The organism is Caldimonas sp. (genome assembly GCF_046289365.1).
In the GTDB taxonomy this organism is placed as follows: domain Bacteria; phylum Pseudomonadota; class Gammaproteobacteria; order Burkholderiales; family Burkholderiaceae_C; genus Caldimonas.
This window is the reverse complement of record NZ_JBKBVU010000109.1, coordinates 1-11,150: the sequence shown is the minus strand read 5'-3', so window position 1 is coordinate 11,150 and position 11,150 is coordinate 1. Positions and strand designations below refer to the sequence as shown.

General features: G+C 68.4%; 8 protein-coding genes and 1 pseudogene. 1 reads left to right on the top strand and 8 read right to left on the bottom strand.

Features of this window, described 5'->3' with window-relative positions:
• The first annotated feature begins 253 nt into the window (after positions 1-253).
• Positions 254-3,472 (top strand): CHASE domain-containing protein, encoded by a 3,219-nt coding sequence (locus ACK42S_RS11510; protein WP_409707306.1) that lies wholly within the window; start codon positions 254-256, stop codon positions 3,470-3,472.
• Here ACK42S_RS11510 and ACK42S_RS11505 read toward each other — a convergent pair whose 3' ends face one another.
• The 8 genes and pseudogenes from ACK42S_RS11505 to ACK42S_RS11470 all read right to left on the bottom strand — a co-directional run.
• Positions 3,473-4,798, bottom strand: coding sequence for a TRAP transporter large permease (locus ACK42S_RS11505; protein ID WP_409707303.1), 1,326 nt, complete (start codon positions 4,796-4,798; stop codon positions 3,473-3,475). It lies immediately after the preceding gene.
• Complete coding sequence (locus ACK42S_RS11500; RefSeq protein WP_409707300.1) at positions 4,795-5,283, bottom strand: TRAP transporter small permease; 489 nt, start codon at positions 5,281-5,283, stop codon at positions 4,795-4,797. Before ACK42S_RS11500 ends, ACK42S_RS11505 begins: the two co-directional genes overlap by 4 nt.
• A 103-nt stretch (positions 5,284-5,386) precedes the next feature.
• Positions 5,387-6,415, bottom strand: a complete 1,029-nt coding sequence (locus ACK42S_RS11495) for a TRAP transporter substrate-binding protein (protein WP_409707297.1) — start codon at positions 6,413-6,415, stop codon at positions 5,387-5,389.
• Positions 6,416-6,464: 49 nt separating this feature from the next.
• Positions 6,465-7,796 carry a fumarylacetoacetase gene (gene fahA, locus ACK42S_RS11490; protein ID WP_409707294.1) on the bottom strand — a complete coding sequence of 444 codons (1,332 nt, stop codon included), beginning with the start codon at positions 7,794-7,796 and terminating at the stop codon, positions 6,465-6,467.
• Positions 7,793-9,097, bottom strand: coding sequence for a homogentisate 1,2-dioxygenase (gene hmgA, locus ACK42S_RS11485; RefSeq protein WP_409707291.1), 1,305 nt, complete (start codon positions 9,095-9,097; stop codon positions 7,793-7,795). The genes fahA and hmgA overlap by 4 nt, the downstream gene beginning before the upstream one ends.
• Before the next feature lie 5 nt (positions 9,098-9,102).
• Positions 9,103-9,318 (bottom strand): DUF2783 domain-containing protein, encoded by a 216-nt coding sequence (locus tag ACK42S_RS11480; protein WP_409707288.1) that lies wholly within the window; start codon positions 9,316-9,318, stop codon positions 9,103-9,105.
• A 13-nt stretch (positions 9,319-9,331) separates the two neighbouring features.
• Positions 9,332-11,026 (bottom strand): FAD-dependent oxidoreductase, encoded by a 1,695-nt coding sequence (locus tag ACK42S_RS11475; protein WP_409707285.1) that lies wholly within the window; start codon positions 11,024-11,026, stop codon positions 9,332-9,334.
• Positions 11,023-11,150 (bottom strand): annotated as a pseudogene (locus tag ACK42S_RS11470) (MBL fold metallo-hydrolase); the annotation flags it as partial. The gene ACK42S_RS11475 and the pseudogene ACK42S_RS11470, both read right to left, overlap by 4 nt.

The following is an 11,150-nucleotide window of genomic DNA, read 5'->3' as shown; positions in this document are numbered from 1 at the left end:
CCGGCGCGGCCGGGTCGGGCGACGAGGCACAGGCCGCCAGCACGGCGGCCAGGCCCAGCAGGAAGAAAAGCGGCAGTCGGGGCATCCGGGCATCCTTTCGGCCCACACGGTAGCGCGAGGCTCCCGCCAGGGCAAGACCGCGGCTTGGCTTTGCACGGCCGCGGTGCGGGGTGGTACGCTGCGCACCTGTCCCTGTCCCTGGTGGAGTGGCGGTCGATCCCGGGGCGGGCCTGCCATTGCTCCCGACACCCCGATGCATTCTGGCTTCGTCCGCACGGTGCTGCTCCCGCTGGTCGTCACGGCTGCCGGCTATGCCGCGCTCAGTGCGGCCGCCTTGTCGCTGGCCTTGCCGCAGGGATTTGCCTCGCCCTGGTTTCCCGCAGCGGGCTGGGCGCTGGCCTGCACCTTGGTGTGGGGTCATCGTGCCTGGCTCACCGTGGTGCTGACCAGCGCCGTGCTCACCCACGTGATGCACGGCACGGTCACGCAGTCTCTGGCCCAAGGCTGGGTCGTGCCTGCGATCGTGGGCTTGGGCGCCGGCTTGCAGGCCTGGCTTGGGGCCAGCTTGGTGCGCCGCCGGCTCGGCCAAGCGCCGGCGCTGGAGGCGCCCGGTGACATCCTGCGCTTCATGCTGCTGGCTGGGCCGGTGGCCTGTGTGGTCAGTGCCAGTGCCGGGACCCTGGCCCTGGGATGGGCCCAGACGGTGCCCAGCGCGGACCTCGCCCTGAGCTGGTGGACCTGGTGGTGCGGCGACACCCTGGGGGTGCTGGTGGCCGCGCCGGTGGTGCTGAGCTTCATTGCGCAGCCGCAAGAGGCTTGGCGGCCTCGGCGTTTGACGGTGGCCTTGCCGCTGGCGGCCGTCACGCTCGTGATGGCGCTGGCCATCCATGAGGTGGGCGAGCGCGAGCGCCAGCGCCGCGACGACGCCGCAATGCGCGACGCCGTCATGGCGGCCGACCGGGTGCAACGTGAGTTTCAACGCTACCTCGACGTTCTGGACGCGATGCACGGCTTGTTCGTCGCTTCCGAAGATGTGGCGCGAGGCGAATTCCGGCAGGCGGCCCAACCGTGGCTGAGCCGTCTGGAGGGCGTGCAGGCCTTGGGCTGGCATCGCCGCGTGCGGATGCAAGACCTGCCGGCCTTCGAGGCGCAAGTCCAGGCCGAGGGCTTGAGCGGCTTTCAGGTGTTCAATCGCCGCGACGGCCTGCCGCCGCCGGCCGACGAGGCGATGGTGATGCACTATATCGAGCCCATGGCGGGCAATGCCACTGCGCTCGGGGTCAATGTGCTGACCATCCCGGCGGCCGCAGCGGCCATCGAACGCGCACGCCGCGAGGACCGAACCGTGGCTTCCGCGGGCTTCCGTCTCACCCAGGAGACGCACGATCAAGTCGGTGTGGTGCTGTACCGGCCGATCTATGAGGGCCAACCGCGTTCGGCCGAGGAGCGGTTGCGCGCCACGCGGGGCCTGGTTTTCCTCACCTTGCGCATGGACGATACCTTGCGCGCCATCGCTGGCGCTTTGGCCGAGCATCTGAGCTTGTGCATGGTGGATCGGGGGCCGCTCCCGCCCTCAGGAGCGGCCTTTGCGCAGCAGCGCCTGGCCGGTGTGCCGGGGTGCGAGTCGGCGGCAGACGACGCGGTCGAGGCGCGCCTCGTCGATGTTCCTTTCGGGCTGGCCGGGCGCGAGTGGATGCTGCGTGTGCGAGTCGACGAAAGCCACCTGCCGGGGGCGGCACCCTGGAACCTCTGGGCGTTTGCCATGGCCATGCTGCTGGCGGCCACGATGCTCAGCGTGTTGTTGCTCACCCTCACGGGCCGCACCCGTCGCTTCGAGGCCGCGGTGCGTGAGCGCACCGCCCAACTGCAACGCGAGATCGCCGAGCGCAGCTCCGCCGAGGTGGCCCTGCGCGAGAGCGAACAGCGCCTGCGCAACATTTTCAACACGGTGCCGGCGGGCATCGTCTACACCGACCTGCAAGGCCGCATCATCCAGGCCAACCCGGGCTTTTGCCAGATCACCGGCTACAGCGCCGAGGAGCTGAGCATGATGTCCACCGCGGATTTGACCGACCCCCAGGACCGCGGGACCGACACGCAGTTGCTGCTGCGCATGGCCAGCGGCGAGTTGCCGTTTTACCGCCGCACCAAGCGCTATATCACACGCGATGGCCAGGTGCGCTGGGTGCGCGTGCAGGTGCGGCCATTGTTCGATGCGCAAGGCCGCCCCTATCGCACCGTTGGCGTGGTCGAAGACATCAGCGAGCGGCTGCGCCTGGAAGAGGCCGAGCGGGCGCGCGAGCTGGCCGAGGCGGCCAACCGTGCCAAGAGCGACTTCCTCTCGCGCATGAGCCATGAACTGCGTACCCCGCTCAATGCCATGCTGGGCTTTGCTCAATTATTGGGCATGGACGCCGCACCGGCTTGGTCTGGCCCGCAGCGCGAGTGGCTGGCGCAGATCCAGAAGGCGGGTTGGCATTTGCTGGAGATGATCAACGATGTGCTCGATCTTTCGCGTATCGACCTGGGCACGGTCAAGTTGCACACCGAAGCCTTGCCGCTGCGCAAGCTCTTGAAGGAATCGGTCGCGTTGGTGCAAGCCGAGGCCTTGCAGCGCGGCGTGCGCGTGGAGTTCGATGAAGAGGCGGTCCGGGGCTTGGCCGTGATGGGCGATGCCACGCGGGTCAAGCAGATTCTCACCAACCTGCTCAGCAATGCGGTGAAATACAACCGCGAGGGCGGCCGGGTGTGGATCGAAGTGGCCGAACGGCCCCGTCCCGCGCATCCCGCAGGTGCGGTGGTGGACATCCACATTTGCGATACCGGCATGGGCCTGAGCGAGGAGCAACTGGCCCATTTGTTCGAGCCGTTCAACCGCTTGGGCCGCGAGCGCTCGGGCGCGCCGGGCACTGGCATCGGCCTGGTGATCAGTCGTCGGCTGGCCGAAGGCATGGGCGGGCAGTTGCGGGCGCAATCGGTCGAAGGCCAGGGCTCCACGTTCACGTTGGAGCTGCCCAGCGCGGCGGCCGCCCCGGCCGGTGTGTCCGGTTTTGGCGAGCTGGGACCCACCGCGCCTTCCTACGGGCAGCGCCGCGTCCATTACATCGAGGACAACGAAATCAATGCCGAGGTCATGCGCGGCGTTCTGTCCCAACGGCCGCAGATCCAGCTGAGCGTCTTTGCCACTGGCGCCGAGGGGCTGGCCGCGATCCGTTCGCACGCGCCTGATCTGGTGTTGCTCGATCTGCACCTGCCCGACATGCACGGCCTGGAGGTGCTGCAACACCTGCGCAGCGACCCGCGCACGGCCCAGGTGCCGGTGGTGGTGGTCTCGGCCGATGCCCTGCAGGACCAGATCGAAGGGGTGCTGCGCGCCGGGGCGCAGCGCTACCTCACCAAGCCGGTGGACGTGCGCGAGGTGCTCAGCCTGGTCGATGAGCTGCTGGGCGCGCGCGAGGCGCGCCCGGCCTGATCAGCCGAACAGCCAGCGCACCGCGCCCAGCGTGATGGCCGGGAAGAACAGCAGCAGGGCCACGCGGACGAAGTCGCTGGCCAGGAAGGGCAGCACGCCGCGGTAGGTCTCACTCATCGGCACGTCCTTGCACACGCTGTTGACCACGTAGACGTTCAGGCCCACGGGCGGCGTGATCAGGCCGATCTGCACGATCATCAGCACCAGGATGCCGAACCAGATGGCCTTTTCCTGCGGGTCCAGGCCGAAGAGCTCCAGCCCCATGATGGCCGGGAAGACCACGGGGATAGTCAGCAGCAGCATCGACAGCTCGTCCATCACGCAGCACAGCACCACGTAGAAGGCCAACAGCGTGGCCACGATGGCCAGCGGCGGCACATCCAGGTGCGAGACCCAGTCGGCCAGGTTGGCCGGCAGTTGCGTGAGGGCCAGGGCCGAGTTCATCATGTCGGCGCCGAGGAAGATCATGAAGACCATTGCCGAGGTCTCGGCCGTGCCCAGGAAGGAGCGCTTGATGCCTTCGAGCCCGAGCTCGCGCGAGGCCAGGCCGGCGATGAAGGTGCCGATGGCGCCCACGGCTGCACCCTCGGTGGGCGTGAAGATGCCGGCGTAGATGCCGCCGAAGACGACGATGAAGATCGTCGCGATGGGCCACACGGCCACCAGGGCCTTCCAGCGCTGGGCCCAGGGCGTGGGCTCGGAGGCCGTGGCCAGGTCGGGGCGCACGCGGCAATACAGGGCGATCACCACCAGATAGCCCACCACCGCGATCAGGCCTGGCACAAAGGCCGCCGCGAAGAGCTTGGCGATGTTCTGCTCGGTGAGGATGGCATACACCACCAGCGGCACCGAGGGCGGGATCAGGATGCCCAGCGAGCCCCCGGTGGCCAGCACGCCGGTGGACAGCCGGCCCGAGTAGCCATGCGACTTCATCTCCGGGTAGGCCACCTGGCCGATCGTGGCCGTGGTGGCCACCGAAGAGCCGCACACCGCGCCGAAGCCGGCCGCGGCCATGATGGCGGCCATGCCCAGGCCGCCGCGGATGTGGCCGATGAAGGCCGCGGCGGCCTTGAACAGCGCTCGCGACAGGCCGCCCTGGGTGGCGAACTGGCCCATCAGCAGGAACAGCGGGATCACCGAGAGGTCGTAGACCGTCAGGCGTGCCACCGCCGAGCCCTTGAGCAGGTTCAGCAAGGCCAGCTCGTTGGTCATGGCCCAGTAGCCCACGGCTCCGGGAATGAACATCGCTGCGGCGATCGGGATGCGCAGGGCCATGAGGCCCAGCATCGCCGCGAACATCACGAGGCCGATCATCGTGGGGCTCATGCCGTGGCCTCCGATTCACGACCGAGGACATGCATGACGGCCTGGTACAGCGCGATCAGCGCGGTCAGCGCAAAGCCGGGCGCCAGCACGGCGTAGACGATCCACATCGGCAATCCCATGATCATCGAGGTCTCGCCCGCTTCCTTCACCGCGACGGCGCCCTCGCCGGTGCGCCAGGCCAGCAGGATCACCATGGCGGCCAGCAGGACCGCGCCGATGCCGTCCAGGATCTGGCGGCCGCGTTCCGGGGCCTTGAGCGTGAAGAAGTCGACGATGATGTTGCCGCCGTGCAGTTGGCACCAGGGCAGGCACAGCGAGATGGCCAGGGCGATGCCGAACTGGGTGAGTTCCACGTCGCCCTGGATGGGGGTGGACCACAGCGTGCGGCTGATGATGCTGGCGACCGTCATGCAGCCCACCAGGGCTGCAGCCAGGCCGCCGATCAGGGCAAAGACCATCGCGGTCCAGCGTAGCAGGTGATACATGCGGGGGGCTCCAAAAAAGGGCGGGCGCGCCGCTTGGCGCGTCCGCCCCGGTGCGCTGTTGGCCGGACGATGGTCCAGCAGTGGCGGCGCTTTGGAAAGAGGACTACTTCTGATGCTTGGCGATCATCGCGCGGGCGTCTTCGAGCATCTGCTTGCCCGGCAGTCCGGCCTTGTCCATCGCGGCGACCCAGTCGTCGTGCAGCGGTGCGGAGGCCTTGATCCAGTTGTCCACCTCCTCGGCCGGCAGCGTGTAGAAGGTGTTGCCGCGTTCCTCGGCGGGTTTGCGGCCGGGCGCGCGGGCGGCGTCCCAGGTCTTGCCCGCTGCCGCCGACAGCACCGCGCCGCTGTGGCGGTCGATGACGGCCTTCAGGTCCGCCGGCAGGCTGTTGTACTTGGCCGGGTTCATCGCCAGCACGAACACCGAGGTGTACAGCGCCGGGCGGTTGTCCGGCGTCTCGGTGTGGAACTTCACCATCTCGTGCAGGCGCACCGAGGGGATCACCTCCCAGGGCAGCACGAAGCCGTCGATCACGCCCTTGTTCACCGCCTCGGCCACGGCCGGCAGCGGCATGCCCACGGGCGAGGCGCCCAGGCTGGCCAGCAGGCGGTTGGTCTGGCGGGTGGGGGCGCGCATTTTCAGGCCCTTGAAGTCGGCCAGGGTCTTGATCTGCTTGTCGCGGGTGTGCACATAGCCCTGCTCGTGCACGGCGAACATCAGCGGCTTGACGCTGGCGAACTCCTTCTGCGCGTACTTCTCGTAGAACTCCCAGGCCGCCTTGGAGCCGGCCTCGGCCGAGCGGATCATGAAGGGCAGCTCGAAGGCTTCCATGATGGGGAAGCGGCCGGCGGTGTAGCCCGGCAGCGTGAAGGCGATGTCGACCACACCGTCGCGGACTTGGTCGATCAGTTGCGCGGGCGTGCCGCCCAACTGCATGGCCGGGAAGACCTGGCACTTCAAGCGGTTGTTGGAGTCGGCGGCGATCTTGTCGCACCAGGGCTGCAGCACCTTGGTGGGCGGCATGGCCTGGGCCGGCCAGAAGTGATGGACCCGCAAGGTCACCTCCTGGGCCTGGGCGGCCCAGCCGAAGGCGGCCGCCAGGGCCACCGCGCAGGTCTTCAGCAGCAGTTTCATGGATCAGTCTCCTGGTTGTGGAATGTCAGGGTCGCGCAAACAGAGGGGGTCAGCGCCGGGGCAGCACCGGGGCCGGCAGCACCGTGCCTGCGCAATCGGAGAACCCGATGGCGCGCAAGCCATCGCGCTCGCAACGCGCCCGCAGGACGACAGTATCCCCATCCTCCAGAAAAGTGCGAGTCTCACCGTTCACTAATCGCACCGGATTCTTCCCACCGCACGTAAGTTCGAGAAGCGAACCGCCTTGATCGGCCCTGGGGCCGGACTGGGTGCCCGACCCCAGCAGGTCACCGCTTTGCAGGTTGCAGCCGTTGATGCTGTGGTGGGCGATCATCTGGCCCACCGTCCAGTACGCATCCCGGAAATTGGACTGCATGAGACGCTGGGGTTCCTGGCCGTTTTCCCGCATCCGCGCCGTCTGCAGCCACACTTCCAGCGTGATGTCGATGGCACCGCGCAAGCGGGTGTCGTCCGAATCCAGGTAGGGCAGCGGCTGCGGGTCGCCCTCGGGGCGGCTCCAGGCGCTGCGGAAGGGTTCGAGCGCTTCCATCGTGACGATCCACGGCGAGATCGTGGTGGCGAAGTTTTTCGACAGGAACGGGCCCAGAGGCTGGTATTCCCAAGCCTGGATGTCGCGGGCCGACCAGTCGTTGAGCAGCACCAGGCCGAAGGCATGGTCCTCGGCCTGCTCGATGGGGATGGGCTCGCCGCGCGCATTGCCGGGGCCGACGAACAAGCCCAGCTCCAGCTCATAGTCCAGCCGCTCGCAGGCGGCCAGCCGGGGCGCCTCGGCCGTGGGCGCCTTGAGCTGGCCCAGCGGCCGGCGCAGCGTCTGTCCGCTCACGCCGATCGACGAGGTGCGGCCGTGATAGGCGATGGGCACCCACTTGTAGTTGGGCAGCAGCGGGTTGTCGGGCCGGAAGAGCTTGCCCACCGCAGTGGCGTGGTGGATGCCGGTGTAGAAGTCTGTGTAGCCGTCGATGCGGCAGGGCAGGGCGTATTCGGCCTGGGCTTGCGGCACCAGGCAGCGCGACAGCATGCCTTGCTCAGCGCTGCCGCGGCGCAAGCCCTGCGAAAGCGCGCGGCGCAGCGCCATACGCACGCCGCGGCCCTGGGCCATGAAGGCGTTGAGTTCGCCGTCTGTGCAGGCCGCCAGGGCCGCGGCCACGTCGGCCGGCAACGCCCCGGCTTGGGCGGCGGCGGCGAGATCGACGATCTGGTCGCCGATGGCCACGCCAGGGCGGAAGGCCTCGTGGCTGCCGGCGCGCCGGAACCGGCCGATCGGCAGGTTCTGGATCGGGAAATCGGTGGCCGGATCGTTGGCCGTCTCGACCCAGGATTGCAGCGAGGGATCGTGGGTCTCATCCAGGCGCGCGCTCATGCCTTGGCTCCTTGGAACTGGTCTTTCAGGCCCTGCCAGCACTGGGCGTAGGCAGTGTCGAGCGTGCCGCTGTTCATGGCGTACTCGGTGGGCACGAAACGGTAGCGGCTTTCGAACATGAAGGCCAGGGTGTTGTCGAGCTTGTGCGGGGCCAGAGGTGCGGTGCTGGCCTTCTCGAAGGCTTCGGTGTCCGGGCCGTGGGGCACCATGCAGTTGTGCAGCGAGGCCCCGCCGGGTTTGAAGCCTTCGGGCTTGGCGTCGTACTGGCCGTAGACCAAGCCCATGAACTCGCTCATCAGGTTGCGGTGGTACCAGGGCGGGCGGAAGGTATCCTCTGCCACCATCCAGCGAGGCGGGAAGATCACGAAGTCGCAGTTGGCCGTGCCCGGGGTGTCCGATGGCGAGGTCAGCACCGTGAAGATCGACGGATCGGGGTGGTCGTAGCTGATCGAGCCGATCGTCATGAAGTGCGCGGTGTCGTACTTGAAAGGCACGAGGTTGCCGTGCCAGGCCACCACGTTGAAGGGCGTGTGTCCTTGCGTGCTGCGCCACAGGCGCCCGCCGTACTTCTTGACGATCTCGTACTCGCCTGCGCCGTCTTCCCAGGCTGCCACGGGCGTGAGGAAGTCGCGCGCATTGGCCAGGCCGTTCGAGCCGATGGGGCCGAGTTCGGGCAGGCGGAAGAAGGCGCCGTAGTTCTCGCACACATAGCCGCGCGAGGGCCCGTCGGGCAGCTCCACTTTGAAGGCCATGCCGCGCGGCACCAGCGCGATTTCGCCCGGCTTCGCTTCGAGCACGCCCAGTTCGGTGACGAGACGCAGCCGGCCCTGTTGGGGCACGAAGAGCATCTCGCCGTCGGCATTGACCAGCGCACGGCGGCCCATCGAGCGGCTGGCCAGGTACACATGCGCGGCCACACCACACTGCGCGTCGGCGTCACCGTTGGCCACGATGGTGCGCAGGCCGTCGACGAAGTCGTGCGCGGCCTCGGGCAGGGGGAAGGGGTTCCAGCGCAGCGGCTCGGGAGGCACGGCCACGCCGCCGGCGGCGCCGGTGGTCCAGTAGGGCTGTTCGTAAGGCCGGTAGGCGCCGCTCACCACCGAGGGCTGGCGGCGGTACATCCAGGTGCGCCGGTTGACCGCGCGCGGTGCGGTGAAGGCGGTGCCCGACAGCAGCTCGGCATACAGGTCGAAGGGTGCGCGCTGCGGGCTGTTGCGCCCGATGGGCAGCGCACCGGGGAGGGCCTCGGTGGCGAATTCGTTGCCGAAGCCGCTGAGGTAGGTCAGGGGGGCGTCGTTCATGGACATCATCCTGCGTGGTGGGAAGAGGAAAGCACGCTGTCGCGCGCCGCCTGCAGGGCCTGGCGCAGCACGGCGGTGTCGCCGATGTGGTTGGCCAGCAGCAGCACGAGCTTGGCGTTCAGTTCATGGCTTTGCGCCGTGGAGAGCTCACGGTGGGCGTCGATCAGCGCTTCGTAGAAGTCGTCGGGCGCGTCGAGATGGGGGGTGGTGATGAGAGACATGAGCTGGGGCCTCTCAATGCAGGGCCAGCGCGCGGCGCAACGCGGCGCGCACCGATGCGGTGGAGGGCTCGCGCCAGCGCGCGCACACATGCTGGTCGGGGCGCAGCAGGTAGACGGTGCCGGCGCGGGCGTCGTAGCGACGAGCCACCAGGCCTTCGGTGTCGACGAGGCAGCGCACACCGTCCAGGGTGCGCGGCCTGTCCGTCACGAGCAGCACCTCGAGCTCGGTCAGTCCTTCGGCGGCGGCACGCATGGCAGCCATGCGCTGCGGTGCATCGGGCCCGTCGAACACGAGGGCGGCAAAGCGCGAGCCCTGCAGGTGACGCAGCAGCCAGCCGGGGCGGCCGTTCACCGTCACCGGGGCGTCCGTGGCCGGGGCGCCGGGCACCATGCGGCCTTCGAAGGCCTCGGTGTCGGGGGTGTTCAGCGGCGAGTCGCGCAGCGTGGCCGGCACCGACAGCCGCCCGCTGTTGACCAGGCCGCGCGCGAAAGCGTGGTCTTTCGCCAGGTCGAGCACCGCGTTGCGAAAGAGCCGGCTCACCTCGCTCTTGGGCGTGATGAAGTCGGTGGCGCGTGTGGAGTTGCGGATGTTCTCGTCGGCCGCGTACTCGCGCTCGGCGCCATAGCTGTCGAGCAGCGCCTCGGCGGCCTGGCCGCGCAGCACCGTGGCCAGTTTCCAGGCCAGGTTCTCGGCATCCTGCACGCCGGAGTTCGCGCCGCGTGCGCCAAAGGGTGAGACGAGGTGCGCCGAGTCGCCCGCGAAGATCACCCGGCCGTGGCGGAAGGCGGGCATGCGCAGGCAGGAGAAGGTGTACACGCTCACCCACTCCAGTTCGAAGGGCACGTCCTCGCCCAGCAGCGCCTTCACCAGCGGGATCACGTTCTCGGGCTTCTTCGCTGCCTCGGGGTCGGCGTCCCAACCGAGCTGGAAGTCGATGCGCCACACGTCGTCGGGCTGGCGGTGCAGCAGCACGCTCTGGTTCGGATGGAAGGGTGGGTCGAACCAGAACCAGCGCTCGGTGGGAAAGTCTGCATGCATCCTCACGTCGGCGATCAGGAAGCGGTCACGGAACACCCGCCCATGGCTTTCCTGGCCGATCATCTGGCGCACCGGCGAGCGCGAGCCGTCGCAGGCGATGAGGTAGCCGGCCTCCAGCGTGTAGGGGCCCTCGGGCGTGTCCACCGTCACCACCACATGGTCGCCCCGGGGCTGCACGGCGGTCACGGCATGCCGCCAGCGTAGATCGATCAGCGGCAGCTCGGCGATGCGCTCGGCCAGGTAGCCCTCGGCGTAGTACTGCTGCAGGTTGATGAAGGCCGGGCGCTCGTGGCCGGATTCGGGCAGCAGGTTGAAGCCGTAGATCTGCTCGTTGCGGAAGAAGACCTTGCCCACGTTCCACGACACCCCTTTGGCCACCATGCGGTCGCCGCAGCCCAGGCGGTCGAAGATCTCCAGCGTGCGCTTGGCAAAACAGATCGCGCGCGAGCCCACGGACAGCTTGTGATCGTTGTCCAACAGCACCACACGCACGCCCTGCTGCGCCAGGTCGATGGCCAGGCTCATGCCCACCGGGCCGGCGCCCACCACCACCACCGGGTGGCGCACTGCAGCGGCGGCGTCCTGGTCGGGGGAGCGTTCGTAGTCGAAGCTCACTGTCTGGTAGTCAATGCCCTCGCCATGCGCGCGGGCCAGGTCACGAAGGTTCATGACTCCAGCGCCTCCCACATCTGACGATCGCGCTCGGCCGTCCAGATGCGCGGGTCGGCGTATTGCGTGACCTCGTCATAGCAGCGGGTGACATCGAAGGGCATGCAGTGGTCGAAGATCACCC

Excerpts from the sequence above, each read along its gene's own strand:
- ACK42S_RS11510 (WP_409707306.1), top strand. The coding sequence starts at position 254 with ATGCATTCTGGCTTCGTCCGCACGGTGCTGCTCCCGCTGGTCGTCACG.
- ACK42S_RS11505 (WP_409707303.1), bottom strand. The coding sequence starts at position 4,798 with ATGAGCCCCACGATGATCGGCCTCGTGATGTTCGCGGCGATGCTGGGC.
- ACK42S_RS11500 (WP_409707300.1), bottom strand. The coding sequence starts at position 5,283 with ATGTATCACCTGCTACGCTGGACCGCGATGGTCTTTGCCCTGATCGGC.
- ACK42S_RS11495 (WP_409707297.1), bottom strand. The coding sequence starts at position 6,415 with ATGAAACTGCTGCTGAAGACCTGCGCGGTGGCCCTGGCGGCCGCCTTC.
- fahA (WP_409707294.1), bottom strand. The coding sequence starts at position 7,796 with ATGAGCGCGCGCCTGGATGAGACCCACGATCCCTCGCTGCAATCCTGG.
- hmgA (WP_409707291.1), bottom strand. The coding sequence starts at position 9,097 with ATGAACGACGCCCCCCTGACCTACCTCAGCGGCTTCGGCAACGAATTC.
- ACK42S_RS11480 (WP_409707288.1), bottom strand. The coding sequence starts at position 9,318 with ATGTCTCTCATCACCACCCCCCATCTCGACGCGCCCGACGACTTCTAC.
- ACK42S_RS11475 (WP_409707285.1), bottom strand. The coding sequence starts at position 11,026 with ATGAACCTTCGTGACCTGGCCCGCGCGCATGGCGAGGGCATTGACTAC.